A 26,339-nucleotide genomic window follows, 5' to 3' on the forward strand; every position below is an offset into this window, starting at 1 on the left:
GTGCCCCGAAGTAGGGTCTGAGACCGTGATCATCGTGAGTACGGACGGCTCGTGTCTGCGTAACCCCGGCGGAGCAATCGGGTGGGCGTGGGTCAACCACACGGGGCCGAGCAACTCCGGCGGTGAGCCCTCGGGTACCAACCAGGTCGCAGAGCTCAGGGCCTTGCTGGAGGCGGTGCTGGCCCACCCCGGCCCCGAGCCGCTGTTGATCGAGTCCGATTCGCAGTACGCCATCAAGTGCGCGTCCGAGTGGCTTGCGGGCTGGAAGCGCAAGGGCTGGAAAACCGCGGGCGGTACCCCGGTGCGCAACCTGGAATTGGTGCAGAGCATCGAGCGAGCCATCACAGAACGTGAAGGTCCGGTCCGGTTCCGGTGGGTCCGCGGACACGTCGGTAATCACTTCAACGAAGCAGCCGACGCCTTGGCGGGGGAGGCCGCGCGAGCCGTGGCTGCCGCCGGTTCCCCGGCAACGACAACCCCCGCGAAGACTGCACCAGCCCCGGCAGCTGTTGCCCCTTCCGCACCGGCACCGGTGACACTGCCTACGTCGATGTCCGACGACGCGGTTCCGACGCTGTTCTGATCGCTCATCCTGCTTGACGTCCCTTTGTGACGCGTAGGACGGTGTTCAGCCGCGCGGTTGCATCCGGCTGTTGGGTAGCGGAGGTGCGTGCAGTCGAGATCCCGGATAGCCATCGACGGTGCCGAACTGCTCGCTGCCGCGCTCGTAGGCGGCCCGATACTCGACGACGTCCTCGTGGCTCCGGCCGACGAAGTTCCACCACATGACGATCTGCTCACCGAACGGCGGTCCACCGAGCAGCAGCATCCGCACCGGCTCTCGGGTCGGATTGTGCAGATCGAGCGTCGAACCGCCCGGTTCACGGTAGCCGAGATCGGCTGCGGCGAGGACGGTCTCGTCCATCGTCACGCTGCCCTGATCGACGATGACGCCGTGCTCGAACGTCGGGTCGACGTCGAAGGTGACGCGGGCTCCGGCGTCGAGCACGATCTCGGCTCCGAGGAGTGGGGTGAACGTGGCCACCGGCGAGGTCTCGCCGAGCAGTGAGCCGAGGAACACTCGTGCGGTCAGCCCCTGGCTCGTGTGGGTCTGTGGCACGTAGTGCTCGAAAGTCGGTGCGGTGAAACGAGATCGAGCCGGAAGTGCAACCCACAGTTGCATGCCGTGCAGAATCTCGGTCTGCGGGGTCGAGGTCTCGGAGTGACTGATGCCGTGGCCGGCCGTCATCAGGTTCAGCTCGCCCGGCCGCACCATGGCGTGTGATCCGACGCTGTCCCGGTGTTCGATCTCGCCGGAGAACAGCCAGCTGACGGTCTGGAGTCCGGTGTGCGGGTGCGGCGGCACGTCCATCGGTGAGGTGTCGGGACCGTAGTGGTCCGCGAAGCACCACGCGCCGATCAGTGAACGCTGCCGCTGGGGGAGCGTGCGCCGAACCTTCAGTGCACGTGGACCGCCGAGTGGAACCTCGCGTGGGGTGAGAATCTCGATCGTCATTCGATGCCTGCCTGTGTGTTTCGGAGCCCTGCCTGTGTTCTTCGGAGCTTGGTGCAGAGCCGGTCGAGCTCGGCGAGTTCGACCTCGTCCAGTGCGCCACCGACCAGTCGCGCGATCTGTGTCGCGTGCTTGCGACCGATCGACCTCTGCAGGTCCGCACCTGCCTCGGTCAGGCAGATCACCGTCCCGCGTCTGTCGGACGGATCACTCTGTCGAACAACGTAACCCATCGCCGTCAGCCGGTCGCACATCCTGCTCAGGGACGGTTGGCTGAGGAGGATCTCCTCGTTGAGTTCGTGCAGTCGGAGTGCGCGAGTGGGGCTGCTGCTCAAGGTGAACAACACGTCGTACTCGCGCACGCCGATCGGCTTCCAGATGTCCTCGGCGGTGAAGCGTCGCATCAGCGTCACCTGGGAGCGAAAGAGTGCCTCCCAGGCATCCACTGCCGCTTCGGTTCTAGATCGAGACACGAGCGTTTCGTTTTGCCAGGGTGTCAGCGTGAGTCGGAGGGTTCTCCGGAACACCCTCCGGGCGTCGGGCAGCGAATTCCTTGCGCAGCACCGGCACCACATCCGCGCCCAGGATGTCGAGCTGCTCGAGCACGGTCTTCAGCGGCAGTCCGGCGTGGTCCATCAGGAACAGTTGGCGCTGGTAGTCGCCGAAGAAATCCGCGAACGCCAGGGTCTTCTCGATGACCTGCTGGGGAGATCCGACCGTCAGCGGAGTCCGTTCGGTGAACTCCTCCATGCTCGGGCCGTGGCCGTACACCGGAGCGTTGTCGAAGTACGGCCGGAATTCCGTCACTGCGTCCTGGCTGTTCTTGCGCATGAACACCTGTCCGCCCAGGCCGACGATCGCCTGGTCCGCGCGCCCGTGGCCGTAGTGTTCGTAGCGTTCGCGGTAGAGGTCGATCAGCGCGATGTAGTGCTCTTTCGGCCAGAAGATGTTGTTCGCGAAGAATCCGTCACCGTGATACGCGGCGATCTCGGCGATCTCCGGGCTGCGAATGGAGCCGTGCCAGACGAACGGCGGAATGCCGTCGAGCGGTCGCGGCGTCGAGGTGAACCCGTCGAGCGGGGTGCGGAAGTTGCCCTTCCAGGTCACGACATCCTCGGTCCACAGGCGCCGGAGCAGTTGGTAGTTCTCCAGCGCCAGCGGGATCCCCTGACGGATGTCCTGGCCGAACCACGGATAAACCGGGCCGGTGTTGCCGCGGCCCATGATGAGGTCGACGCGCCCCTCGGCGAGATGCTGAAGCATCGCGTAGTCCTCGGCGATCTTCACCGGATCGTTGGTGGAGATCAGCGTGGTCGACGTCGAGAGAATCAACTTCTCGGTCTGCGCGGCGATGAAGCCGAGCATCGTCGTGGGAGAAGACGGCACGAACGGCGGGTTGTGGTGCTCGCCGGTTGCGAAGACGTCGAGCCCGACGTCTTCGGCGTGCTTGGCGATGGTGACCATCGACCGGATGCGCTCGTGTTCCGTGGGCGTCACTCCCGTCGTGGGGTCGGTGGTGACGACTCCGACGGTGAAAACTCCGAACTGCATGGCGCGCTCCTACCCGAACAAAAATTCATGCGTTTGCATCGATTACGTCCTACAACCGGAGCTCGACGCGGGCTATTCCGGACACGCCGGCCAACACTTCTAGCCGACGTGCGACGCGGTTCCGCTGAGCAGCCGCACGTCGTAGGACTCGGCCACACCGTGCACCTCGGTCGATCCACCGTGGACCGTGTACAGCACCGCGTACGAGGTGAAGGTGACAGGTTGGCCGTCGTCTGAGTCGATGGTGACGCGCGGTAACACGACCAGCAGGTGGGTCCGGTTACCGTCCGAAAGATTGTCGACGACGGTACGAACCTCGAAACCCAGGTCCGATCGGGTGACGTCGGTGGACTCCAGCGTCTGTCCGCTCAGAACGAGCTGCGCCGCCCAGACGCCTGCGGATCGATGGGCATCGACGGTCCCGGTGATGTCGTCGCCGGTGAAGTCGTAGTGATTCGCTGCTGTGAAAGGCATGGTCACAGGCTATTCCTCGGGTCGAAGAAAATCTTCGGAAAAATCTTTCATCCGATACCCATCCACCTCGAGAGGGGCTGCGAATGCACAATGAGACACCCGCTACTGCTGTCGCCCCCGACCGCCGTCAGTAGTGGGTGTCTCCCTTTGTTCGGACACTGCCTAAGCTGCGTCTGTGTCCACACGAGACAGTGAAGCGTCGGCGGAATTGCAGGCCCTGCTAAGGCAGGATCGCAGGGAACTCGCCGCCGGTTTGTTCGCATCCGCCTTCGTCCCCCTCATCGACGATCCGTATCCGATGGTCACCGGGGCTCGCCTGGGCGAGACGCTGGCACGCGACGCAGGAGTTCGCGTCAGCAGTTGGTCGTGGAGTATCGGCCGCAATCCCGACGCCACGCTTGCGCGCCTGATCCTCGAACTCGTGCTGTTGTGGGAACGGGCAGGGCTGGCGTGTCGGGGACTCGCGCTCGACGGCAACGAGGTCGTACTTTTCGCGTACGGCGAGGAACTGCTCCGAACCGGCGGCATCGACGCTGTTCGCCGCGCGCTCGGCTGAGAGAGCCATCTCTCGGGTCGATCGCTTCGAAGGCTGGGCGAGACCGGATTCCCCAGATTTCGGGCGAGCCGAAACGGTGATAGCTACGCTCTCAGGCCGGGGCAGATGTTTTCACAAGGGAGCCCTCATGCACGAAGACTGTCGATTGCCCGAATCGCGGCACGGCGCGCGATCGAATGCGTCCCTGAAACCACGTTCGATGCGGTCTCACGGCAAGGAACGTAGTCGCCACCGCAAACGGTCGACCACGCTCTCGCCGCCGAGGTCGATTTCGAGTATCACCGTTCCGCCGCTCGGACCCCAGCCAAGTGCGGCTCAGGTTCTCCGCCACTGGTTCGCTGCTCCACACGACTTCGACTGGATTTTCGTACACAAGTCGACTCGTCCTCTGCACCGATTGATCCGAGTCGTGTTCGCTAGCTGTGTGGCTCTGTACGCCGCCGTGTCGATGCTGATGTTGGCCTCGCCGAACGGGCCGTCCGGATCGGGTCCTGTTGCCTACGTGATCTTCATCCTGCTTCTGCAGTTCGCCACGATTGTGTTTTTGCTGGTCGGTCCGCTGCCGGACCGGAAGTGGCAGGTGGTGACCTTTCTGGTGTTCGGCGATGTAGGTCTTGCGTCGGTGAGCCTTCTCGACGTCCCCACATCAGCGCTGATCGGCACGTTCCTCTTCGCGTTGACGGGCTCGATGTGCACCTTCTTTCTCGGACCGAAACTGCTTGTCGCCCACCTCGTGTTCGCCAATCTGGTGATCGTCTACATCGGCGCGGCCGCGTATGTGCAGGGTTTGTGGGGTCCGTGGGATGCGATCGCCGCAGTGCTGGTAGCCGGGGGCGCGACGTCGGGTGTCCCGATCTTCGCCCAGATCGCCTGGTCGTTGGTGTGCGAGGATGCACGACAGTCCGAGATCGATCCGCTGACCCGAATGAAGAACAGACGCGGACTGCAGAATGCCATCGAAGATCTGCTGATGGTCGCTCACCGCGAGCAGTTGGCATTCGTTCTCGTTCTGGTCGACATCGATCGGTTCAAGAGCGTGAACGACCGCTACGGACACGACCAGGGCGACGCCGTCATCGTCCTCGTTGCCGACCGTCTCTGCGATCACCTCGGAAAGGTGGGGGTGGTGGCGAGAACAGGGGGTGAGGAGTTCGTAGCCGTCCTCGTCGGCGATGCAGAACAATTGTGTGAACTGGTGCTCGAGGTGAGCGGCACTCTGACGGATCGCTCGGATCCGGTACCGGTCACAGTGAGCGCAGGCGCAGTCGTGATCGCTCCTGATTCCGACGTGTGGACATCAGGGGTCGATGTGGTCAACGACGCGACGCGCGCGGCGGACTCCCTCATGTACCGAGCGAAGGCAGGCGGTGGAAATCGAACGATGCTCGAGACGATGTAGACGGCGATCGGTACGCGACACACGATTTTCGTTGGCTACGATCAAGGAAACGATGTGGCCGGAGCCATGGGAGTACTCGCAGGAGGGCCCAATTCACTGAGCCTGCTGACCAATCGATCGGTGTCGAGACCCGAACATCCAGCGGCGAATTCATCCAGCGAGACGCGGGCGTGGAAGTCGACCCGCACGTCGCGGTCGTAGGCGACGTCCACGAGATTCGCGAACCGCTGAGCGGCGAACTCGTCGACACTCGACAGAGCCGGAACCTCGGTGACGGTCAAGCTCGTTGCCTCCTCGAACATCCGGAGGTAATCGCCCGTCGAACGAGCGGCGCAGCACAAATCGGCAAAGGTGCGACCCCCTACCCCTGGCTGCGGTCCAATCTGGTCACTCCGCAGGCTCCGCTCCTGCTCTTTCTGGTCACTCCGCAGGCTCCGCTCCTGCTCTTTCTGGTCACTCCGCAGGCTCCGCTCCTGCAGACTCCAACTCCCCGACGCGAATCGCGACCCGGTGCCGGCGGAACGGTAATCGACGGGACCGTCGACGCAGATCACCTGGAGATTCTTCTTCAGCTTCTCGATCGTCGGAACGAACGTCGGGTGGAACAGCGGATTGGGCAGCAGGTCGTCGGGGGCGTAGTTGGAGGTGACGACCAGAGTGACCCCGCGGGCGAAGAGGGCGTCGAGCATGCGTGTGATGAGCCGGGCGTCGCCGATGTCGTGGACGTGGAACTCGTCGAAGCACAGCAGTTCGGCCTGCCGGCCGGTGTCGTCCGTCGAGAGGATGTCGTCGATGGCCACGTCGATCGAGAAGCGGTGACGAAAGTACGCAGCGTGCAGGTCGCGGAAGAAGGTGTGGAAGTGGACGCGCTTCTTCGCGGTGGTCGCGGCACCGGCGAAGGAGGCGTCGAGCAGCCAGGTCTTGCCGCGGCCGACCGGACCCCACAGGTAGACGCCCCCGGTGCCGGGGGTCGAGAGTGCGTCGGCGGCCGATGCTTGAGCCCCGTCGAGGGTGAAGTCGGTGTCGAACGTGTGTCGCGGGGCGATCGGCCTCATGGATCGAACCGTACGCCGCCGTCCTCTACTTTTGTAGAGTGGGTGTGTAGGGTCACGATCATGGATCGCCGAACCGCCATCGCAGATGCGGCGCTCGAGGTCATCGCGCGCGACGGCCTGCGCGCACTGACGCATCGGGCGATCGATTCCGCGCTCGACTACCCGGCAGGGTCGACGTCCTACTACTTCCGCACCAAGTCCGATCTGTCGGCGGCGGTTGCCGCCCGCCTCGTCGAGCGTTCGCGCGCGACGTTCGCGGATATTGCCGGCACCGAGAGTGATGTTGCCACGGTCATCGCGCGGTATCTCCACGATGTGCTCACTCATCGCATGATCGAGCTTCGGGCCCGCTACGCGCTGATGCTGGATCCAGCTGTCGCGCAGGATGTTCGGGACATGCTGGCTCGATCGTTCTTCTCGCTCGAACGGGCGCAGGCGTTGTTCACCGAACCCGAGCGCGGAGACGGCCTGGTCTCGCTGTGCGAGGGTCTGGTGGCCGACGTCGTGTTCGGGCGGCGCTCGTCGAATAGTGTTGCAGCGCTACGACTTCCGATCTCCGTCTACCTGCAGGGTGCCGGGAGTTCACTGCGAGGGGCCCAGGTGGACACCGACCTTCCGTAGCCTCGTCGAGCATGCGATTCGGTAGGTACTTGCCCCTGGTGTGCGTTCCCCTCGCGGTGTCGATGGGGTGCGGAACCGACTCGACAGCGGACCGAGCGTTGCCGGAAGAGTCGTTCGATCTGCAGGCGCATCGCGGTGGCCTCGGCTTGGTAACCGAGAGCACCATCGAATCGTTCACCAATGCACTGCAGCTCGGGGTGAGCACCCTCGAATTGGACACTCAGATCACCGAGGACGGCATCGCGATCGTCACCCACGACCGCAAGGTCTCGGACAGTAAGTGCGTCGATACCGGTGCGCTCACACCGGGAGACCCCGAGTTTCCGTATGTCGGGAAGTTCGTGAACACACTGACACTCGCGCAGATTCGCACTCTCGATTGCGGAGCCCTACCGCTCACGGACTACCCGGAGCAACGACGCGTCCCCGGCGCTCGCATGCCGACCCTCACCGAGGTGTTGGATCTGGTGAAGTCGGCCGACGCACCGGGCGTGAAGCTGAACGTCGAGACCAAGGTCGAGGCGGGCAGCCCAACCGAAACCGCTCCGCGCGAGCAATTCGTCGACACGGTTCTGGGGACCGTTCGAGACGCAGGCATGCTGGACCGGATCACCGTGCAGAGTTTCGACTGGGGCGCACTGCAACTGGTCCGCGACGCCGAACCCGAGGTGCCGGTGGTGGCGCTGACCAACGGCGACTTCCTGCAGGTGGGCCAGGACGGGGCGTCTCCCTGGCTGGGCGGGATCGGCATCGACGATTTCGGAGGGGACGCGATTGCCGCCATCGATTCGTTCGGCGCGTCGGCGTACTCGCCCGTGCAGGGGACCCCGCAGAGCGGCAAGGTCGGCGACCCCGACTTCGAGCTCTACGTCACCCAGGACATGGTGGACTCCGCCCACGAGCGCGGAATACGAGTCATCCCGTGGACCGTCGACGATCCCGACACCATGCGTGCACTGATGGACCTGGGGGTCGACGGCCTGATCACCGATTACCCCGACCGGTTGCGTGCCGTCATGAGCGAGCGCGGACTTCCCCTGCCCGAACCCGCCCGATGACGGTCCCCGGTCAGAACGGGTAGTCGACTCCGGTCAACTTCTCGCTGGCGTCCCACAACTGCGCGGCCAGAGCCGGGTTCTGTGCGGTCTTGGTCATGCTTGCCGGGCCCGGTTTTCCGCGCGTCTCGAACAGGGACTTGGGGCCGCTGTACGTGCCGCCACCCGCTACGTCGACTGCGTAGAGCGTGGGACGTGCTCCGGCACTGGCAGATTGCGAAAAGATCTTCAGTCCGATCGGAGCGAGAGTGGACAGGATCTTGTTGCTGCCCAGACCGTCGGGGCTCGAGTACAGCTCGGTGGCCGAGATTCCGGGGTGCGCGGCATTGCTGGTGATCTTCAGTCCGGCCTTGTCGATCCGGCGCTGGAGTTCCAGCGCGAACAGGATGTTCGCAAGCTTGGAGTTCGCGTATCCGCGCTGGGGGTTGTACCCACGCTCGAGCTGAAGATTGTCGAAATCGAGCTTGGGGCCCTGCCGGTGCGCGACCGAAGCGATGGTGGTGATCTTGGCGTCCGCAGCGAGCTTGGGGAACAGCAGGCCGGTCAGGGCGAAGTGGCCGAGGTGATTGGTGCCGAGCTGGAGCTCGAACCCGTCCGCCGTCTCGGTCCGCAATGCAGGCATCATGACGCCCGCGTTGTTGATCAGCACGTCGATCGACTCCGGTGCCGACGCGGCGTACTCACGCACCGAGGCCAGGTCGGCGAGGTTCAGGGTGGCGGTGTCGACGGTTCCGTTGGGTGCCGCTGCCGAAATTTTGGCCGCGGCGGCATCGGCCTTGTCCTTGTTGCGGCACGCCAGCGTCACATGGTCGCCTCGCTTCGCCAACTCCAAGGCGGTGTAGTAGCCGATACCGGTGTTCGCACCGGTGATGACAACGCGTCTCTGCTTGGTTTCGGGCACGCCGCCAGGCTACCGGTCTGTTTTGGACTTTGCCCGTGAGCACAGCAGAAGCCGACGAACATCCGGACTTTCCGGAGTCTCAGGCCCAGTGACTGGGACGCGTCAAGGATTGCGGGAGTCGCGTCGAACCGTCACCGTTCGCCGCATCGATCTGGAACTGCGTCGCGAAGATGCTGCCGCGGAGGTCCGCACCTCGTAGGTCGGTACCCCGGAGGTCTGCGCCGATCAGGTCCGCCAGGCGCAGGTCGGCACCACGCAGGGTGGCCCCGATGAGGTACGTGCCGCGCAGGCTCGCGCCGCGCAGGTCCGCTCCGGCCAGTCGTGCGCCGATCAGGTCGCGGCCGCGGTAGTTCTTCTTCTTGCCCTTCACTTCGGCGCGAACCAGATCGCTTGCCTCGAGCAGCAACTCGTTGATCCGCGACCGCAGACCGGAGACGTCGACCGACAGCAGAACTTCGGGTGCCGACTCGGTCAGCGCGTCCAGTTCTGCGTATTCCCCGGACAGTCGATCGTGCAGTGTCGCAGCCGAATCCCGGTCACGCGCATCCGCCAGGTACCAGAGCAACTCGTGCAGATCACGCATGATCGGGAACACCGCGAACATCTCCGACGAGTTCGACGGCTGCTGCCGCCAGTCCCGTCCAGCGAACGTGGACTGCGACACTTTCTGGCCCGCACCGAAGCAGTCGTACACCGTGCACCCGGGAAAGCCTTTCTCCCGCAGCGTCGAGTGAATGCCGCACCGCGAGTCCTGCCGAAGATTGCGGCACGGCTCACCGGCGGCCTTGTCGACGGCGAAGTCCGAGGACTTCGCGAAGGGCAGAGCGACGCAACAGAGTCCGAAACAACTGCCGCAATCGGCCAGCAAGTTCTCGGGCGCGCGCATGCGTCCACTCTGTCCCTCGACGCGTGGCAGCGTCAAACGAGATTGTTCGCGGTAGTCACTCCGGTCGATCGAGAAGTGCGATGAGCTTTGTCGGCAGGAGCGAAGCCTGGTGCCGTCGAGAATCTCGAGAACGTGGGCGAAGGTGCGCCCGCGAATCCGCCAGCGCGCGCCGACCCAGGCCTGCTCCTCGTAGGTCTCGGGCAGGGCCAGGCACATCCGACGGACGGCGGCTTCCCAGTTCGTCCTGTCGTGCGACATACCGCGCTACAGTATTTCAGCGAGCGGGTAGGTGGGCGAGAAGCACTCGGAAGGCACGATCGATGTGGGAACTCGAGTACGACGAGGTGGTGTCCTCGCTGCGTAGCGCCGGGTGCGTGTTCGCCGAAGAGGAAGCCGACATCCTCGTCGAGTCCGCGTCGACCACGGCAGAGCTGACCGAGATGCTCGCACGCCGCGTCGCCGGCGAACCGCTCGAGCATGTCGTCGGCTGGGTCGCCTTCTGTGGTCGACGCATCGCCGTCGAGCCGGGTGTGTTCGTACCTCGCCGGCGAACCGAGTTTCTCGTCGAATGTGCTGCAGCGCTGCGTCCTTCGGTGTTGCTCGACCTGTGCTGCGGTTCCGGGGCGATAGGCCTGTCGGTAGATGGCGTCACCGAGTTGCATGCTGCCGATGTCGACGCGGTGGCGGTGGAGTGTGCATCTCGCAATCTCGCTGACGTCGGGGGCACGGTGCCGGTCGGTTACGTACATTGCGGCGACCTGTACGACGCGGTGCCGCCGGACATGCGCGGCAGATTCGATGCGATCGTCGTCAACGCGCCCTATGTCCCGACGGGCGACATCGGGCTGATGCCACGAGAGGCGCGTATCCACGAGCCGAACATCGCGCTCGACGGCGGTACGGACGGGGCCGGGATTCATCGTCGTGTCGCTGTCGGCGCGCCGCAATGGCTGGCCCCCGGCGGCCACCTCCTCATCGAAACCAGTGCAGCACTTGCACATTCGACGCTGCGAGCCGTGGTCGACGCCGGATTCACCGGACGAATCGACGAATCCGAGGCACTCGATGCCGTCGTGGTGATCGGTTCGCCACCGAGTCGGTGAGGGTTTCGATCGGGCGCGTGCGTGGCATGCCTGACCTGATACCGACGACGAGAGGTTGTTTCACCATGACGACATTGCTGTTCGCAGTCACCGCTGCCGACCACTGGACCTTGAACGACGGCACGAAGCACCCCACCGGGTACTGGGCCGAGGAGCTCGTCGAGTCCCATCGCACGTTCGTCGACGCAGGCTGGGACATCACGGTCGCGACGCCGGGCGGTAAGGCTCCGGTCGTCGACGAGGGCAGTTTGGCCGTCGATGCCAACGGCGGCGACGAGGAGAAGGTAGCGGATCAGAAGAGCTACCTCGCCTCGATCGAGGCGATCCTGGCCTCGCCCGCAAAACTGGAGGATCAGAAGGCGTCCGACTTCGACGTCGTCTTCGTGCCCGGTGGTCACGGGCCGATGGAAGACCTCGCCGTGTCCGAGAGCTTCGGGGCACTGGTGGTCGACTTCCTCGACTCGAACAAGGTGGTCTCCGCGGTATGTCACGCGCCTGCCGCCCTGCTCCCGGCCGTCCGCAGCGACGGAACCTGGGCGTTCGACGGGTACGAGCTCACCGGATTCACCGACGAAGAGGAGACCCAGGCCGGTCTGGCCGACAAGGCCCCGTGGTTGCTCGAGTCCCGGTTGCGCGAGAACGGCGCGAAGTTCGATTCCACCGATGCGTGGGCACCGAACGTCGTCGTCGACCGAAACCTGTACACCGGTCAGAACCCGGCGTCGACGCGACCCCTCGCGGAGAAGCTGGTCAGCGCGCTGAAGTAGCGAGAGAGGGCGGTCGGCGTTCTGCCCACGGAGAACAACGGACATCGACGGGAACATCACTACTGCTTTCGAAGTTGAGCCCCTATAGCTCAATCCTTTGGAGGAGAAGTGACCGAAATCGTTCGTGTCCCCGTACTTTTTCTGACCGACCCGATCGTCCTGCCCGGAATGGTGGTGCCCGTCGAGCTCGACGAGGCCGCACGTGCCGCCGTCGACGCCGCCCAGGCGAGTGACGGCGGCACGCTGCTCGTTGCCCCGCGTCTCGAAGACCGCTACGCCGCGTACGGCGTCCTCGCCACGATCGTGCAGATGGGACGCCTGGCCGACGGGCGACCGGCCGCCGTCATCAAGGCCACGCGCCGCGCGCACATCGGCCACGGAGTCAGCGGTCCCGGGGCCGCCCTGTGGGTCGAGGCCGAGCCGGTTTCCGACGAGACCGTCGACGATGGCCTGAAAGCTCTTGCTGCCGAATACAAACAGCTCGTGGTGGCGATGCTGCAGCGCCGGGATGCGTGGCAGGTGATCGACTCGGTCAACAAGCTCACCGACCCGGGCGCGATCGCCGACACCGCCGGCTACGCGTCGTATCTCACCGACGTGCAGAAGCGGGACCTTCTCGAGACCCCGGATGTGGCGACGCGTCTGACGTCGCTCATCGAGTGGACCAAGGCTCACCTCGCCGAAGTCGAGGTCAACGACAAGATCTCCGGCGACGTCCGCGAGGGTATGGAGAAGACCCAGAAGGAGTTTCTGCTCCGGCAGCAGTTGGCGGCCATCCGCAAAGAACTCGGCGAGGACGAGCCCGACGGTGCCGACGACTACCGTGGCCGCGTCGAGGCTGCGAACCTGCCCGAGAAGGTGCGCGAACAGGCGCTGCGTGAGGTCGGCAAATTGGAGCGGGCCAGCGATCAGAGCCCGGAGTCGGGCTGGATTCGCACCTGGCTCGACACCGTGCTCGATCTGCCGTGGAACAACACCACGACCGACAACAACGACATCGATGCTGCGCGTGCAGTTCTCGATGCCGACCACCACGGACTCGACGACGTGAAGGATCGCATCGTCGAGTACCTGGCCGTGCGGGCGCGTCGCTCCGAGCGTGGCCTGCAGTCGGTCGGTGGGCGTGGGTCCGGTGCCGTCATGGTGCTCGCAGGTCCGCCCGGAGTCGGCAAGACCTCGCTCGGCGAGTCGGTTGCCCGGGCCCTCGGGCGACAGTTCGTGCGCGTCGCTCTCGGCGGCGTCCGCGACGAGGCCGAGATTCGTGGGCACCGTCGTACCTACGTCGGCGCATTGCCCGGTCGGATCGTGCGGGCCATCGGTGAGGCGGGATCGATGAATCCTGTTGTCCTACTGGACGAGATCGACAAGGTCGGCTCGGACTATCGCGGCGACCCCAGTGCCGCTCTGCTCGAGGTGCTCGACCCGGCGCAGAATCACACGTTCCGTGATCACTACCTCGATCTGGATCTCGACCTGTCCGACGTGGTCTTTCTCGCTACCGCCAATGTGATAGACCAGATTCCTGGGCCGCTGCTCGACCGCATGGAATTGGTGACCATCGACGGCTACACCGAAGACGACAAGGTCGTCATCGCCCGGAACTACCTGCTCCCTCGTCAGATGGACAGGGCGGCAATCACATCCGAGGAGGTGACGGTCACCGACGCCGCTCTGCGCAAGATCGCGGCCGATTACACCCGAGAGCCGGGAGTGCGGCAACTCGAGCGATTGCTGGCCAAGGCGCTTCGCAAGGTCGCGACGAAGTTGGTGGGCACCACGGATGTCCTGAAGGTCGACGAGCCGGACCTGGTGGCGTACCTCGGTCGCCCACGGTTCACCCCAGAGGCGCATGAGCGAACCGAAGTACCAGGCGTGGCAACGGGTCTCGCGGTCACCGGACTCGGCGGAGATGTGCTGTTCATCGAGGCTGCGGCGACCGAAGGTGATCCCGGACTCACGCTCACCGGCCAGCTCGGCGACGTGATGAAGGAGTCCGCACAGATCGCACTGTCCTACGTGCGCTCGCACGCAGCACAGTTCGGCGTCACGCAGGAATCTCTCGATCGCAGCATTCACGTGCACGTTCCGGCGGGCGCGGTGCCGAAGGACGGTCCTTCGGCCGGTGTGACGATGGTGACGGCACTGGTGTCGATGGCTACCGGGCGTCCGGTGCGCTCGGATGTCGGCATGACCGGTGAGGTCACGTTGAACGGTCGGGTGCTGCCGATCGGCGGGGTGAAGCAGAAGTTGCTGGCTGCGCAGCGTGCGGGACTGAAGACGGTGTTCATTCCGGCGCGCAACGAACCGGATCTGGACGACGTACCCGCAGAGGTGTTGGAGGCGTTGGTTGTTCGACCGATGACAGACGTCGCAGACATCCTGGCGCTCGCGCTGGAGCCGGTGAAGGCGACTGCTGCGGCGTAGTACCGCGGTGATCGCCCAGGGAGGGCGGATGGCATCGGCCGCCTGCCCCTCCCGTCGGTCTCGGGTGCCGCGCTTGACCTCGAGCTATGTCGAGGTTCTACGTTGGTGGGATGAGTATGGAGATGACCGCCTGGAATCAGATGTATCGCACGATGAACAGGCCCGACACCCAGTCGTCGTTCTCGAAGGAGACGGCCCGCAGGATTCTGACGTTCGCGGCACCGCATCGCCGCGCACTCGGCGGGTTTCTGGTGCTCAGCGTGGCTCTGGCCGTTCTTGCGGTGGCCACGCCGGTGTTGGCCGGGCGGGTGGTCAACGCGATCGTCGACGGACGAGAGCTGCGCGTGGTGGTGCTGCTGGCACTGGCGATCGCGGGCATCGCTCTGGTGGATGCGGTGGTCGGTCTGATCAACCGATGGCTCTCGGCGAACATCGGCGAAAGCCTGATTCTGGATCTGCGGACGGCAGTGTTCGACCATGTGCAGCGGATGCCGATCGCATTCTTCACGCGAACCCGCACCGGTGCGTTGGTGAGCCGACTCAACAACGACGTGATCGGAGCGCAGCGCGCATTCAGCACCACCCTGTCCGGTGTCGTCAGCAATCTCGTGACCCTGGTGCTGACCTTGGTGGTGATGATCGGAATCTCCTGGCAGATCACCCTTCTCGCACTCGTCCTGCTGCCGGTGTTCGTGCTTCCTGCGCGTCGGATGGGTCGACGCCTCGCGCGGTTGCAACGTGAAGCGGCAGCACATAATTCGGCGATGAGTACGCAGATGACCGAGCGTTTCTCGGCACCGGGAGCAACGCTGGTGAAACTGTTCGGTCATCCCGAGCAGGAATCGGTCGAGTTCGCGGTGCGGGCGGCCAGGGTGCGCGATATCGGAGTGCGCAGTGCCATGGTGCAGACGGTGTTCGTGACGGCGCTGACGCTGGTCTCGGCACTGGCGCTCGCTGTGGTGTACGGATTGGGCGGCTTCTACGCCCTCAGTGGGAGCCTGGACCCGGGTTCGGTTGTGGCACTGTCGCTTCTGTTGGCGCGGCTGTACTCACCGCTGACCGCGCTTGCCAGCGCCCGCGTGGAGGTCATGAGCGCGCTGGTGAGTTTCGAGCGAGTCTTCGAGGTTCTCGATCTCGTTCCGTTGATCACTGACAAGCCCGACGCGAAAGTTCTACCGCCAGGTCCGGTGGCCGTCGAACTCGATGATGTTCGGTTCGCGTACCCGTCTGCGGACAAAGTGTCGCTCGCCTCGCTAGAGGAGGTCGCGACCCTCGATACGCGCGGGGGAGAGGAGGTTCTGCACGGTGTGTCGTTCCGAGCCGAGCCCGGCCAGATGGTCGCGCTGGTCGGTACGTCCGGTGCGGGCAAGTCCACGATCGCGCAGTTGATTGCACGGCTGTACGACGTCGATGGCGGTGCGGTCCGGCTCGGCGGCATCGACGTGCGGGACCTGACGGCCGAATCCGTCCGCGGCACAGTGGGAATGGTGACCCAGGACGGGCACCTGTTTCACGAGAGCATCCGGTCGAATCTGCTGCTGCCGCGGCCCGACGCCACCGACGACGAACTGTGGGATGCCCTCTCGCGGGCGCGGCTGGCGGACCTCGTTCGTTCCCTGCCCGACGGCCTGGACACCGTCGTCGGCGAACGCGGGTATCGACTTTCCGGTGGAGAGCGTCAGCGACTGACGATCGCACGGTTGCTGATCGCGCAGCCTCGGGTCGTCATCCTCGACGAGGCAACGGCATCGTTGGATTCGACGTCGGAGGCCGCGGTGCAGTCCGCGTTGGCCGAGGCTCTGGAGGGTAAGACGTCGGTGGTCATCGCGCACCGGCTGTCGACCATCAGAGCTGCGGACGTGATCCTCGTGATCGAGGACGGGCGAGTCGCCGAACGCGGCACACACGACGAGCTCCTCGCGGCGGGAGGCCGCTACGAGGAGTTGCACCGGACGCAGTTCGCACAGGCGGAGTGACCCTTATGAAGCGGCCGGGAGCGCAGCCTGCGGAGTGACCTCATGAAACCGGGAGCGCAGCCTGCGGAGTGACCTCATGAAACCGGGAGCGCAGCCTGCGGAGTGACCTCATGAAGTTGGGTCCGGGACCACGGTCGCTGGATCGTTGTCGGTTGCGGCGGCGAGCATCGGTGTGAATCCGTCGATCGCGTAGTCCAGCGACAGCGGGCTCGAGTAGCCGAGGGCAGAGGGTAGGTCCGTACTGAAGGAGCCGATGTAGACGGTGCGGTCCTGCTGAACGACGTCGAGGGCGGCGAGTAGTGGGTTGGTCTGCAGCTGCTCGCGGCCCTGGCCGGCGATGACGAGGACGTCGGTGTCGAGTCGGTCGAGGTTCTCGGGACTGATGGTCTCGGAGGCGTCGGGAATCTCGAAGCCGAGGTCGGTGAAGAACAGCGCGCGGATGTCGTCCTTGCCGAGCAGGAGGTAGCTGCCGTCGTCCATGACGAAGGCGAGAGACAGTGACTTACCGGTGAATTGGGGGTTCTCGGCTTCGGTGTTTGCGAACTTCTGCTCCAGCTCGGCCGTCTGGTCCTGGGTTTCCTGCGACTTGCCGAGGGCTTCGCCGACCACGGCGAACTCCTGCTGCCAGGTCGATGCGGGTACGTCCTCGTAGCCGCCGATGTCGGCGATCGTGGGGGCTATTCCGGAGAGGGTGTCGTACTGGCCCTGGTCGATGAAGGAGTACGGGCCGAGGATCAGGTCGGGTGCTTGCGCCGCGATCTGCTCGAGCTCGAGGTCGGTACTGCCGACTTCGGGAATCTCGGTGCCGCCCAGCGCCTCCTGCGCCCAGGGGCGCTGCCGGTAGTCGTAGCTCAGGTTGCCGCGCGTTGCGACGGGCTTGACGCCCAGCGCGAGTGCGAAGTCCTGTTCGTTGAACCCGATCGTCACGACGCGGGTTGGCTCGGTGTCGATGACCGTCTCACCGAATCGGTGATCGATCGTGACCGGGAAGCCGGCGGCGCTACCGGGGCTACCGGACGCGTCGGTGTCGGCGTCGGACGAACAGCCGGCTGTCAGTGCCAGAACGGAGGCACCGGCGGCGACGAGCTGGACGGTCTTCTTCATGTGGTCTCCTCGCAACAGAACTTAGCGAGGTTAGCCTAACCGACCCTTTGAAGCTGTGATCATCTGCCAGGGGTCGGGTTACCCGATCAGCAGTTGGACGTAGCCGGTACTCCGGCGAATCGCTGGTCGATCCACTCGAGCGCCTGAGGCAGGCCGAGCACTGCAGCAGTCAGGTGATCGTTGCTGGGTACCTTCACCTCGGTCACCAGGACTCCGGCGCGGCAGTAACGGGCAATCGTGTTGTCGATGGCGCTGACCGGGATCAACGCATCGGACGGGCTGTGCCACTCGAAGTACGGTGCCTTCGGTACGCCGGGGTACAGCTCGACGCTGTTGTCGTTGACTGCGGCGATCGCTTCCGGGCTGCTGATCAGGTCCAGCGTGCCCGCGACCTCCATGGCACTCTTGCCCGCGCCTGCCGCGATGATGTCGTTGGTGCACCCGTTCTGGATCTGGCTCTCGATCTGCTTACCGAGCGGGTTGAGCTGAGAGCTGATCGGGATGCGGGTGGGGTACTCGCGCTCGATACCGAGCGCGGCAGCGAACGCCAGACCGAACATGGGGTGCGGGGCGAAACCGAGATCGCGGGCCATACGCTCGAGGTTCATCGGAGCACCACCGTTCGCGCTGCCGACGATGTTCAGCTCGGGTGCGTAGTCGTTCTGAAGCGCAGCTGCCCATGCCGTGGCCATTCCGCCGCCGGAGTAGCCGGCCAACGCAACCGGGCTCTGCTGAACCTGGATGGGATCGAAGCGCTGAGTGGCGCGAATGCTGTCCAGTACGATCTGCCCGCCGAGCTTGGCGGCACCGTAGGCGCTGTTGGGTCCGAGGTGATCGGCGATCACGACGGTCCAGCCGCGCTGCAGTACTGCATTCAGAGCGGGAGCTTCCCGAATCTGGAGATTGGGGTCGCTCGACCAGAGCGCTTGTGAAGGTGCACATTCGAGACCGAGAGCATTGATGATGTGTTGGTAGGAAAGCACCGGCCCATTCGGCGCTTTGTTTTGCGGAACCAACACGGTATTGATTGCGGCGATGGGATCGCCGGCCGAATTGGTGGAGCGGAAATTCAGCTGCCACACGTCGACGCCGAAGAATCCGGGGGGCGGGGGCATCGGGCGGCTGGAGATCACGTCGCCCGGTGCCAGTGCGTCGAGATCCACAGGCGGAGAGTAGAAGCCGTCCGCGATGGGCGACGGAAACAACGGCGCCGCAGCTGCTTGACCTGCGCCGACGAGTGACGAACACAGAACTGCAACCGCCGTCATGCTGACAGCGCCTGCCAACTTGAGAACCCGCATGTGAAAACCCCTCCGTGCCTGAACCGAAGCGACGAGCGCTGCGGCGATCTGGCAAGCCCCCGTAGAGCCGGCCCGCAAACCGTTATAGCTGATGATGCGTGACTTGTTTCGCTCCCCCGGAAACGATGGGCGCAACGGTACGCATCCGCTCATTTTATGGCAACCGAACGTTACCTATCCTCGTTTCTTCGATCGGATTCAAGTTTTTCGCCCGAGGCATTCTCGTCATTCCTCACGCACCGCCTTCGGTTCCTTGTCCGGGCGCAGGCCGCGCCAGCTCGGGTGTCGCAGATGGCCGGATTCCGTGGCCTCGTAGAACCGCACCTCGCCGACGAGTACAGGCTCCACCCATACCGCTCCGTTCCGATCGGCCGCGGGCAGCACCGAGGAGAAAGGACTGTCCGACGCCTCGAGGGGGGCGAGGAGGGCAGCGAGGGTATCGAGCGCACGGTCGTCGAACCCGGTTCCGACGCGTCCCACGTAGCGCAGTCGGTCCCCGTCGGGAATGCCCATCAGTAGTGAGCCGAACCCGCCGGAACGACGACCCTGCCCCCGACGCCACCCGCCGATGACGATCTCCTGGGTCCGCCAGTTCTTGAACTTGATCCAGGTGTTGGCGCGTTTGCCGGGTTGATAGATGGAGTCCGTTCGTTTGGCGACGACGCCTTCCCAGCCCCGTTCTCTGCTTTCGGCGATGGCGTCCGCAGCGGTCCCGGTCAGCCGCGGCGGCACCAGTACCGAGTCGAGTCCGGTGGTGAGTAGTTCGAGCAGTCGTCGTCGATCCGAGTACTTCTTGCGCAGCAGTGACGTGCCGTCGAGGTGGAGCAGATCGAAGGCGATGAATCGGATGTGGTCACGGGTGGCGTTCTGCAGTTTCTCGAAGCTGCTGACGCCGCTGTCGTCGAACACCACGACTTCTCCGTCGACGACGGCGTCGTGATCGGCCAGATCGTCCGCCAGCGATTGGAGTGCCCCGAACTTCTCGGTGTAGTCGTTGCCGCTTCGCGTCCGCAGCGTCATCGAACCGTGCGTCAGTTCGGCGACGATCCGGAACCCGTCCCACTTGCCCTCGAACGACCACTCGTCGTCCGGAAGATCGAGGATGTCGCCGGCGGTGGCGAGCATCGGTGAGATGTTCTTGGGCGTGGGTTTATCCGGCGTGGGTCGGTCGGGGGTTGCACTGGTGTCGGGTGCTTCTTTCATCAGGTGCATCAACCACTGGCTGCCCTTGGTGCGGATCAGCGCGAACCGCCCGCGCGCCTTCTTTCCGTGCAGGACGACGATGACCTCGTCGTCTCGCCACTTCTCGAGTTCGTAGGTTCCGCTGTCCCAGATCGAGACGTCACCGCCGCCGTACTCGCCCTTGGGTATCCGACCGGAGAATGTTGCGTATTCGAGTGGGTGGTCCTCGGTGTGTACCGCCAGCCGGTTCTGCTTCGGGTCCACCGGGAGGTTCTTCGGGACGGCCCACGAGACCAGGACGCCGTCGTGTTCGAGTCGGAAGTCGTAGTGCAGCCGTCGGGCATGATGTTCTTGAATCACGAATGTGTCGTTGTCGCCCTGGGGTTCGGTGGTGGTCGGTATCGGCTCGGGGGTCTTGTCGGCGCTGCGCATGCTGCGGTACTTGACGAGTTTGTCCGTGGTGCTGCTGATTTCGGGGTTCTTCTCTGCAGAGTCCATGGCGGGGTCGAGATCGGCGAGCAGATCGCCGATGTCCGCGAAGCGCTCCAGGACCTCCTCGAACCGAAGCTGTTGCAGGCCGGTCGCTTCCAGCTCGCCCCAGGTGCGTGGTGCTGCGACGGTGGGAAGTGTGCGCCCGCGTAGCGAGTACGGTGCGACCGTCGTCTTCTTGCCGTTGTTCTGGCTCCAGTCGACGAACACGCGCCCGGTTCGTTTCGCTTTCGCCATCGTTGCCGTAACCCTGTCCGGTGATCGTTCTTCGAGCAGGGTGGCAACACGTTTGGCGACGGTGGACGCGCCGGAGGTCGACAGCGGTTTCTCCAGCGGGACGTACAGGTGAATACCTTTGCTGCCGCTGGTGACCGGATATGCGGTCATGCCGATGTCGCCGATCAGATCCCTTATCTCGCAGGCGACTTCGGCGCATCGGGCGAGATCCACGTCGTCGCCGGGGTCGAGGTCGAAGACCATGCGGGTGGCCGGTCCGGGTTCGGTGCCGTCGAACCGCCACTGTGGCACGTGCGCTTCGATGGCCGCTTGTTGACCGAGCCATGCCAGATCGGCTGCAGTGGAGAACAGTGGGTAGGCGACGACGCGGTCGGAGTGTTGCATCGAACGCCGATCGAGCCAGTCGGGTGCAGACGCGGCGAGGTTCTTCTCGAAGAAGGAGGACTGATCGACGCCGTTCGGCCAGCGCTTACGGGTCACCGCGCGGCCCACGAGGTGAGGAAGCATCGCAGGTGCGATGGTGGTGTAGTACTCGATGATGTGGCTCTTGGTGGTGCCGGTTTCGGGGAACAGCACTTTGTCGAGGTTGGTGACGGAGACCTTCCGTCCTTCGATCTCGAGCGTGGCCATCGTCTCAGGTTAGTGGCCGACGTCAGAACCTGCGGGCAAGTTGTGACAGGCTCGATCTCATGGCGACGATCAGTGTCTCGGTGCAGATGCCCGAAAATCCGCAGGGCGCGTGGGACAAGGCTTCCGCGCTCGATCGGTTCGACGAGTGGATGACCATTCACGGTGGGTGGTGCAGCCCACCACCCAAGAAGGTCGGCAAGGGCACCGAAGTCGAGTCGCTGGTGAAGGTGAAGGGTTTCAAGAACACGATCAACTGGACCTTCACGCAATACGACGAGCCCAAGCTGATCGAGATGTCCGGCCGCGGCAAAGGCGGGGTGAGAATCTCGCTGACCGTCCATGTGCGTGAGGCCGAGGGCGGATCGGAGCTGACGCTCGACGCGAAATTCGGTGGGGGTGTGCTGTTCGGTCCGGTGGGATCGGTGGTGGCGCGCGCTCTCGATACCGATGTCAAGAAATCCGTTGCGAACCTGGCGGCGTTGAAGTGATAGTTCTTCGCTGAAGTAGCTGCACGACAACCTCTTCCAGCCCCGCACCGTTGTTTCGGTGCGGGGCTGGTGTCGGTTTCGATGGTTATGCGATGTGGGGGCCTGCTCGGGCGTGGGATTGTCTGGGTTGTCGGTAGGGGTCGACGGTTGCCGGTGGGATGAACCAGGGGTGGCCATCGGTGCCGATGAACACTTCCCAGTCGGAATGGTGCATGAGTCGGTGGTGGAATCCGCAGAGCAGGACGAGGTTGTTCATGTCGGTGGGGCCGCCGTCGCCCCAGTGCCAGATGTGGTGTCCTTCGGTCCAGGCGGCAGGTTTCCCGCAGCCGGGGAATGCGCAACCGTGATCGCGGGCGGTGAGGGCTTTGCGTTGTTTGGCGGTGACGGTGCGTGCGGTGCGGGCGAGGTTGATCGGGGAGCCGTGTTCGTCCATGACGATGGCAGTGAGGACACAATCGCAGGCGAGTTGGCGGGAGGTGTTGCGGGAGAGTGGTCCCATCCACGGGAGCCAGCCGACCGTGGTGCCGTCGCCGAACAAGTCGCGATACGCGCCGCGATCAGCGGCAGCACCGCCCTCACCGCCAGTGCCGCTGCCGCTGCCGTCTTCGTGGTCCGGCTCGGTTGTTGCGTCAGGGGTGATGGGGTGTCCGGTGTTGATGTCGACCGGATCGACGGTGTCGGTGTCGGATTCGGCTGCTACGCGTGAGTTTTCGTCGTCGGTGATGTCGTCGGCGTCGGCACTGTCTCGGAGGTCGGTGAGATCGCGGAGGCTGATGTGCAGGTTGAGGTGGGGTCGTTCACCACCTTCGATGGGCCGGTCGCTCGAGGCGAGGTATTGGTCGAGGATGTGCCCGAAGGCGTCGGCTCTGCGCCTGGCGGGGCTGCGATCGTCTTGGGTGCCGTCGGCTGCCGGTCGGGGTTCGGTCAGCGGTGAGAGTGCGGTGAGGAGTTCTTCTCCGGTGATCGCATCGAAGTCTCCTTTGAGTACCAACCGGCCGTTCAAGGTCTTGGAGGCGAAGAATTCGTTGCGGTCGGTGTCCTCTGGAGGTGGTTTGTTGCCGCCGAATCTGTCGTTGAGTTTGGTGATCGCTTCGCGGATGCGGCCGGTGCGCGCTTGGGGTCCGGTCGCAGCGGTGATCATGGCTTTACGGGCGATGTCCAGCCCGGCTTGCGGCAGGTTCTTCGGGGGTGTTTCGGCGAAGGTCAGAATCAAGGCTGCATGGTCGATGGTCATGACGCCGGTGTTGACGGCGTCGGCGATGTCGGGGAAGTTCTTCAGTCCGCGGCCCAGGGCGACGATCTTGTTCGCTTTGGAGGGCGAGAGCAGGGTGGTGGAGGTGAGCCAGCCTGCGGGTCCGGGGAAGCCGAGTTTTTCGCGGGAGACGCGGGTGTCGATCTCGCCGACGAGGGCGATCCGCCGGGCTTCGAGCAGTTGGATTTTGTGGGAGACCGCAGCAGCGTCGGCGAGGAGTTCGCTCTCGCTCAGTTGCCAGATCGCTGCGGTCATGCCATGAAGTGTATCGAACGTGCGTTCGATAAGCAATGATGATCAAATCGAAAACTATTGCGCTGCATAACTATTCGCCAAAGAAAGCCTGTCGGAGGCGTGTGATAGGAGCGGCTGCGCGCGTTTCGGGATGATGGTCGCCGCAGTCCCGGTCCCAGTTCCGATCACGAGCAACGCGGCAAGTATCTCGACGTCCCACCTGAAGTCGACGAACAGCGGTGCTTAACTCGAGCGCATCGGCCGGCCTCCTGCGCCGTCATGAACGGCCGACTTCGCGGCACGGGCGTCCCACGAGCCGGTGGGGGAGCGTCCCGCACGTTTGTCAGCTGCGCGAACGGAAATGCCCCAAGGTGACGGTTATGCCTCGCGTGTCCGCGATGTCGTCGGTGGCGAGGCTGATCGTCGTGCAAGTCCTGAGCGGAGAGCGAAACCGTGGCGCGTCGAAACTTCAGCCAATAGGGCTAAATCAGAACAGACCCCTACCGCTGTCGAGTCTTTCGCAACCACCACAGTCCCGCGATGGGGAGTATCACCGGGATGAAGACGTATCCGGATCCGAAGTGCGACCACACCGTTGGCTCCGGGAAGTCCTGGGGCTGGATGTAGCTGAGGGTGCCGATGCCGATCACCCCGACGAGTTCGATGATGCAGGAGACCGTCACCACTCGTCGCGATGCTTCGGTTGCTCGGGCCAGTCCTACCGTGGCGATGATGTAGACCACCGCCGCGAAAGCCGACAGCAGATACGCCACCGGTGCGTCGTCGAATCGTGTGGTGAGCTGCACGATCGAGCGTGAGGTCGCGGCGACGGCGAACACGGCGTAGACGGCGATGAGGAAGCGCCCGAATCCGGTGCGCGTCGCTTGCTGGAGGTTGTCAGGCATATCCGGCCCAAATCTGACTCAGGCGCAGCACCATGGCCGCGAGGGTGAGGACGGCAACGAGGAGCACTGCTGTGCCGCCGCGGGAGCGGTCGCCCAGGGACCACCACGTGCCGAGGGGGAGCAGGAACAGCAGTCCGACGAGGTAGGACCCGAATGTCAGCCGGTGTATCTCGCGATCCGAGGTGAACATCATGACGAACCCGATGACGGTCTGCAGCGCAACGACGGCCTCGGTGGCGGCGATGGTCCAGAACAGTGCTCGATCGGACTTGTTCTTCAGCAGAACCGGTCGGTTCATGACGAGCTTCGCGAGTACCCAGACGCCTACGACCAGGGACAACGCATACAACAAGCCGGTGACGGCGCCGATCATCGAGTTCCTCGTCAGGTTCGTGGTGGATGGGTGGTGCGGCCTCCACACTATCCGCGTAACGCCACGTCAACACTGTGAGGCCCTCGAAACACGGCGTTGTTCCGGGTGTGACCAATCGGAAATGGATGGGGCTTGTACTTGTCCTATGGCCGCAGAGGATCTGCTCTCTCGCCGGACATGACCTCTCTTCCTCAGGTGGCCATCGGTGTCCACCGCATCTCGAGTAGTTGCCCACTGCATTCAGCCAGCTCTGCGAACCTCAGGAGACACCCGTGTCAGACCTCGACCAGTCCATCGCCGAGAACATCAAGAAGTCCCTCGAAGAGATCCCGCACCCGTCACTTCCCAAGGGCAGCAACATCTACGGCTCCACCAAGATCTTCCCCGACTACAAGGCCGAGAACGGCGAGAGCTACTTCACGCTGGTGCACGGCATCGCCCACGAGTCGTCGGTCTCCTTCGTCGCTGTGCTCCAGGCAACGCGCGCTCTGCGCAAGGGTTTCGAGTCGGCCATGTACTTCTACGGTCCCGGCGCTATCAATTGCCTTGCTACTCGGGGCTTTCCGACGACCGGCGACTCCGGCTTCCCGGGCGAGCAGAACATCAACGATTCGCTCGCGACGTTCATCGCCGAGGGTGGCACCGTGTTCTGTTGCCGCTTCGGGCTCGCATTGCACGGTGGCCGCGAAGAGGACCTCATCGAGGGCGTCATCCCGGCACACCCCCTGGACGTGCAGGATGCGTTGATTCACTACGCACGCAAGGGTGCCATCATCAACTCGACCTACATGGTCTAGGAGCGAACCATGTCGGTCAGTACGCGTGTAGATCTGGCGTTGCTCGGTATCCGAGGATACACGCCGGTCTCGAGAACGGCAGGCGCCGGGCCGAGCGACGACGGGCATGTCACGATCGATGGCCTCGGCGCAGCCATCCCCCGCAATCCGCTCAGCCCGTACGTTCTCGAAGAAGGGCGAGTGTTGTTCGACGGCAACGACATCGGTCTCGATGTTCAGGCCGTCGACCGTCCGAAGTTCTACGACCTCTTCACTGCAGACGGTATCGCCTACGAGAAGATCGCCAAGCTCCACGGCTCCAGCGTTCTCGCGACCACCGTGGTGCAGACCTGCATCCGCTACGACGCCGATCAACGCTGCCGCTTCTGCTCCATCGAGGCCTCGCTCGAGGCCGGCGACACCATCGCCGTCAAGACCCCGGCGCAGCTCGCCGAGGTGGCCGAGGCGGCGGTACGGCTCGACGGCGTCACGCAGATGGTCATGACGACCGGCACCTCGGCCGCGAAAGATCGCGGTGCCCGTCACTTGGCCCGATGCGTGCGAGCCATCAAGGCTGTGGTTCCGCAGCTGCCGATCCAGGTGCAGTGCGAACCCCCTGGCGACCTGCAGACGATTACGGATCTGTACGACGCCGGAGCCGAATCCATCGGCATCCACGTCGAATCTCTCGACGACGACGTTCGACGCCGGTGGATGCCGGGCAAGGCCTCGGTCTCGATGGACGAGTACCGCGCTGCGTGGAAAGAAGCGGTTCGTGTCTTCGGACGCAACCAGGTCTCGACGTACATCCTGGTGGGGCTCGGCGAGGATCCCGACGAATTGATAGCCGGGGCAGCAGAACTCATCGAGATGGGCGTCTATCCTTTCGTCGTTCCGTTCCGTCCGCTCGCCGGAACGTTGGCGGTGGACGTCGACCGAGCGACGGCCCCCAGCCGAGACGTTCTCGAAAACGTCACCCGACGCGTCGCCAAGGAACTCCAGGCCGCGGCGATGCTCGGATCCGAACAGAAGGCAGGCTGCGCGGCATGTGGTGCGTGCAGCGTTCTGCAGAACGCGGGAGGCTGAC

The 26,339-nt window shown here is 64.3% G+C and carries 25 protein-coding genes; 12 read left to right on the top strand and 13 right to left on the bottom strand.

Annotated elements, in window-relative coordinates; all coding sequences use genetic code 11:
* Positions 1-25 precede the first annotated feature (25 nt).
* The gene (locus R4P57_RS25330; protein ID WP_317805622.1) at positions 26-583 is read left to right on the top strand and encodes a ribonuclease H; all 558 of its coding nucleotides are present in this window, start codon (positions 26-28) and stop codon (positions 581-583) included.
* Between the two features lie 45 nt (positions 584-628).
* Here the strand turns inward: R4P57_RS25330 and R4P57_RS25335 are convergent, their stop codons facing one another.
* The 4 genes from R4P57_RS25335 to R4P57_RS25350 form a co-directional block, all read right to left on the bottom strand.
* The gene (locus tag R4P57_RS25335; RefSeq protein ID WP_317805623.1) at positions 629-1,516 is read right to left on the bottom strand and encodes a pirin family protein; all 888 of its coding nucleotides are present in this window, start codon (positions 1,514-1,516) and stop codon (positions 629-631) included.
* Positions 1,513-1,986 (bottom strand): MarR family winged helix-turn-helix transcriptional regulator, encoded by a 474-nt coding sequence (locus R4P57_RS25340; RefSeq protein WP_317805624.1) that lies wholly within the window; start codon positions 1,984-1,986, stop codon positions 1,513-1,515. Before R4P57_RS25340 ends, R4P57_RS25335 begins: the two co-directional genes overlap by 4 nt.
* Entirely contained in the window at positions 1,973-3,064 is a 1,092-nt protein-coding gene (locus R4P57_RS25345; protein ID WP_317805625.1) for an LLM class flavin-dependent oxidoreductase, read from the bottom strand. Before R4P57_RS25345 ends, R4P57_RS25340 begins: the two co-directional genes overlap by 14 nt.
* A 99-nt stretch (positions 3,065-3,163) precedes the next feature.
* Entirely contained in the window at positions 3,164-3,538 is a 375-nt protein-coding gene (locus R4P57_RS25350) for a hypothetical protein (RefSeq protein WP_317805626.1), read from the bottom strand.
* Positions 3,539-3,713: 175 nt separating this feature from the next.
* Here R4P57_RS25350 and R4P57_RS25355 point away from each other — a divergent pair, with 175 nt between their 5' ends.
* Both R4P57_RS25355 and R4P57_RS25360 read left to right on the top strand, forming a co-directional pair.
* Positions 3,714-4,094, top strand: a complete 381-nt coding sequence (locus tag R4P57_RS25355; protein WP_317805627.1) for a hypothetical protein — start codon at positions 3,714-3,716, stop codon at positions 4,092-4,094.
* A gap of 424 nt (positions 4,095-4,518) precedes the next feature.
* The gene (locus R4P57_RS25360) at positions 4,519-5,493 is read left to right on the top strand and encodes a GGDEF domain-containing protein (RefSeq protein ID WP_317805628.1); all 975 of its coding nucleotides are present in this window, start codon (positions 4,519-4,521) and stop codon (positions 5,491-5,493) included.
* A gap of 41 nt (positions 5,494-5,534) precedes the next feature.
* Here R4P57_RS25360 and zapE read toward each other — a convergent pair whose 3' ends face one another.
* The gene (gene zapE / locus R4P57_RS25365) at positions 5,535-6,548 is read right to left on the bottom strand and encodes a cell division protein ZapE (protein WP_317805629.1); all 1,014 of its coding nucleotides are present in this window, start codon (positions 6,546-6,548) and stop codon (positions 5,535-5,537) included.
* A 60-nt stretch (positions 6,549-6,608) separates the two neighbouring features.
* On the opposite strand from zapE, the gene R4P57_RS25370 reads away from it, so the two are divergent.
* Together R4P57_RS25370 and R4P57_RS25375 are read left to right on the top strand one after the other, a co-directional pair.
* Entirely contained in the window at positions 6,609-7,169 is a 561-nt protein-coding gene (locus tag R4P57_RS25370) for a TetR/AcrR family transcriptional regulator (protein WP_317805630.1), read from the top strand.
* A gap of 62 nt (positions 7,170-7,231) precedes the next feature.
* Positions 7,232-8,227: a glycerophosphodiester phosphodiesterase family protein gene (locus tag R4P57_RS25375; protein ID WP_317805687.1), complete on the top strand. Its 996-nt coding sequence runs from the start codon at positions 7,232-7,234 to the stop codon at positions 8,225-8,227.
* A gap of 10 nt (positions 8,228-8,237) precedes the next feature.
* Here the strand turns inward: R4P57_RS25375 and R4P57_RS25380 are convergent, their stop codons facing one another.
* The gene (locus tag R4P57_RS25380; RefSeq protein ID WP_317805631.1) at positions 8,238-9,125 is read right to left on the bottom strand and encodes an oxidoreductase; all 888 of its coding nucleotides are present in this window, start codon (positions 9,123-9,125) and stop codon (positions 8,238-8,240) included.
* A 79-nt stretch (positions 9,126-9,204) separates the two neighbouring features.
* Positions 9,205-10,269, bottom strand: coding sequence for a pentapeptide repeat-containing protein (locus R4P57_RS25385; RefSeq protein WP_317805632.1), 1,065 nt, complete (start codon positions 10,267-10,269; stop codon positions 9,205-9,207).
* Positions 10,270-10,331: 62 nt separating this feature from the next.
* Between R4P57_RS25385 and R4P57_RS25390 the strand changes: the two genes are divergently transcribed.
* The 4 genes from R4P57_RS25390 to R4P57_RS25405 all read left to right on the top strand — a co-directional run bounded on the left by R4P57_RS25390 (position 10,332) and on the right by R4P57_RS25405 (position 16,281).
* Positions 10,332-11,114, top strand: coding sequence for a putative protein N(5)-glutamine methyltransferase (locus R4P57_RS25390; RefSeq protein WP_317805633.1), 783 nt, complete (start codon positions 10,332-10,334; stop codon positions 11,112-11,114).
* A gap of 65 nt (positions 11,115-11,179) precedes the next feature.
* On the top strand, positions 11,180-11,881 hold the full coding sequence (locus R4P57_RS25395) for a type 1 glutamine amidotransferase domain-containing protein (protein ID WP_317805634.1): 702 nt from the start codon (positions 11,180-11,182) through the stop codon (positions 11,879-11,881).
* Between the two features lie 108 nt (positions 11,882-11,989).
* Complete coding sequence (gene lon / locus R4P57_RS25400) at positions 11,990-14,305, top strand: endopeptidase La (protein WP_317805635.1); 2,316 nt, start codon at positions 11,990-11,992, stop codon at positions 14,303-14,305.
* A gap of 110 nt (positions 14,306-14,415) precedes the next feature.
* Positions 14,416-16,281, top strand: a complete 1,866-nt coding sequence (locus R4P57_RS25405; RefSeq protein ID WP_317805636.1) for an ABC transporter ATP-binding protein — start codon at positions 14,416-14,418, stop codon at positions 16,279-16,281.
* Positions 16,282-16,389: 108 nt separating this feature from the next.
* Here the strand turns inward: R4P57_RS25405 and R4P57_RS25410 are convergent, their stop codons facing one another.
* The 3 genes from R4P57_RS25410 to R4P57_RS25420 form a co-directional block, all read right to left on the bottom strand.
* Positions 16,390-17,385, bottom strand: a complete 996-nt coding sequence (locus R4P57_RS25410; protein WP_317805637.1) for an iron-siderophore ABC transporter substrate-binding protein — start codon at positions 17,383-17,385, stop codon at positions 16,390-16,392.
* An 86-nt stretch (positions 17,386-17,471) separates the two neighbouring features.
* On the bottom strand, positions 17,472-18,686 hold the full coding sequence (locus R4P57_RS25415) for a lipase family protein (RefSeq protein ID WP_317805638.1): 1,215 nt from the start codon (positions 18,684-18,686) through the stop codon (positions 17,472-17,474).
* Between the two features lie 225 nt (positions 18,687-18,911).
* Positions 18,912-21,224 carry an ATP-dependent DNA ligase gene (locus R4P57_RS25420; RefSeq protein WP_317805639.1) on the bottom strand — a complete coding sequence of 771 codons (2,313 nt, stop codon included), beginning with the start codon at positions 21,222-21,224 and terminating at the stop codon, positions 18,912-18,914.
* Between the two features lie 59 nt (positions 21,225-21,283).
* Here R4P57_RS25420 and R4P57_RS25425 point away from each other — a divergent pair, with 59 nt between their 5' ends.
* Positions 21,284-21,712: an SRPBCC family protein gene (locus R4P57_RS25425; RefSeq protein WP_032378553.1), complete on the top strand. Its 429-nt coding sequence runs from the start codon at positions 21,284-21,286 to the stop codon at positions 21,710-21,712.
* Positions 21,713-21,797: 85 nt separating this feature from the next.
* Here the strand turns inward: R4P57_RS25425 and R4P57_RS25430 are convergent, their stop codons facing one another.
* The 3 genes from R4P57_RS25430 to R4P57_RS25440 form a co-directional block, all read right to left on the bottom strand.
* Positions 21,798-23,219, bottom strand: coding sequence for an HNH endonuclease signature motif containing protein (locus R4P57_RS25430; protein ID WP_317805640.1), 1,422 nt, complete (start codon positions 23,217-23,219; stop codon positions 21,798-21,800).
* A 479-nt stretch (positions 23,220-23,698) separates the two neighbouring features.
* Positions 23,699-24,103 (bottom strand): hypothetical protein, encoded by a 405-nt coding sequence (locus tag R4P57_RS25435; RefSeq protein ID WP_317805641.1) that lies wholly within the window; start codon positions 24,101-24,103, stop codon positions 23,699-23,701.
* Positions 24,096-24,476 (bottom strand): hypothetical protein, encoded by a 381-nt coding sequence (locus R4P57_RS25440; protein WP_317805642.1) that lies wholly within the window; start codon positions 24,474-24,476, stop codon positions 24,096-24,098. The genes R4P57_RS25435 and R4P57_RS25440 overlap by 8 nt, the downstream gene beginning before the upstream one ends.
* A gap of 272 nt (positions 24,477-24,748) precedes the next feature.
* Between R4P57_RS25440 and R4P57_RS25445 the strand changes: the two genes are divergently transcribed.
* Together R4P57_RS25445 and R4P57_RS25450 are read left to right on the top strand one after the other, a co-directional pair.
* Complete coding sequence (locus R4P57_RS25445; protein WP_027495238.1) at positions 24,749-25,273, top strand: MSMEG_0572/Sll0783 family nitrogen starvation response protein; 525 nt, start codon at positions 24,749-24,751, stop codon at positions 25,271-25,273.
* Positions 25,274-25,282: 9 nt separating this feature from the next.
* The gene (locus tag R4P57_RS25450; RefSeq protein ID WP_317805643.1) at positions 25,283-26,338 is read left to right on the top strand and encodes an MSMEG_0568 family radical SAM protein; all 1,056 of its coding nucleotides are present in this window, start codon (positions 25,283-25,285) and stop codon (positions 26,336-26,338) included.
* Position 26,339 lies beyond the last annotated feature (1 nt).

This window comes from Rhodococcus sp. IEGM 1330 (assembly GCF_033142445.1).
Taxonomy (GTDB): Bacteria; Actinomycetota; Actinomycetes; order Mycobacteriales; family Mycobacteriaceae; genus Rhodococcoides.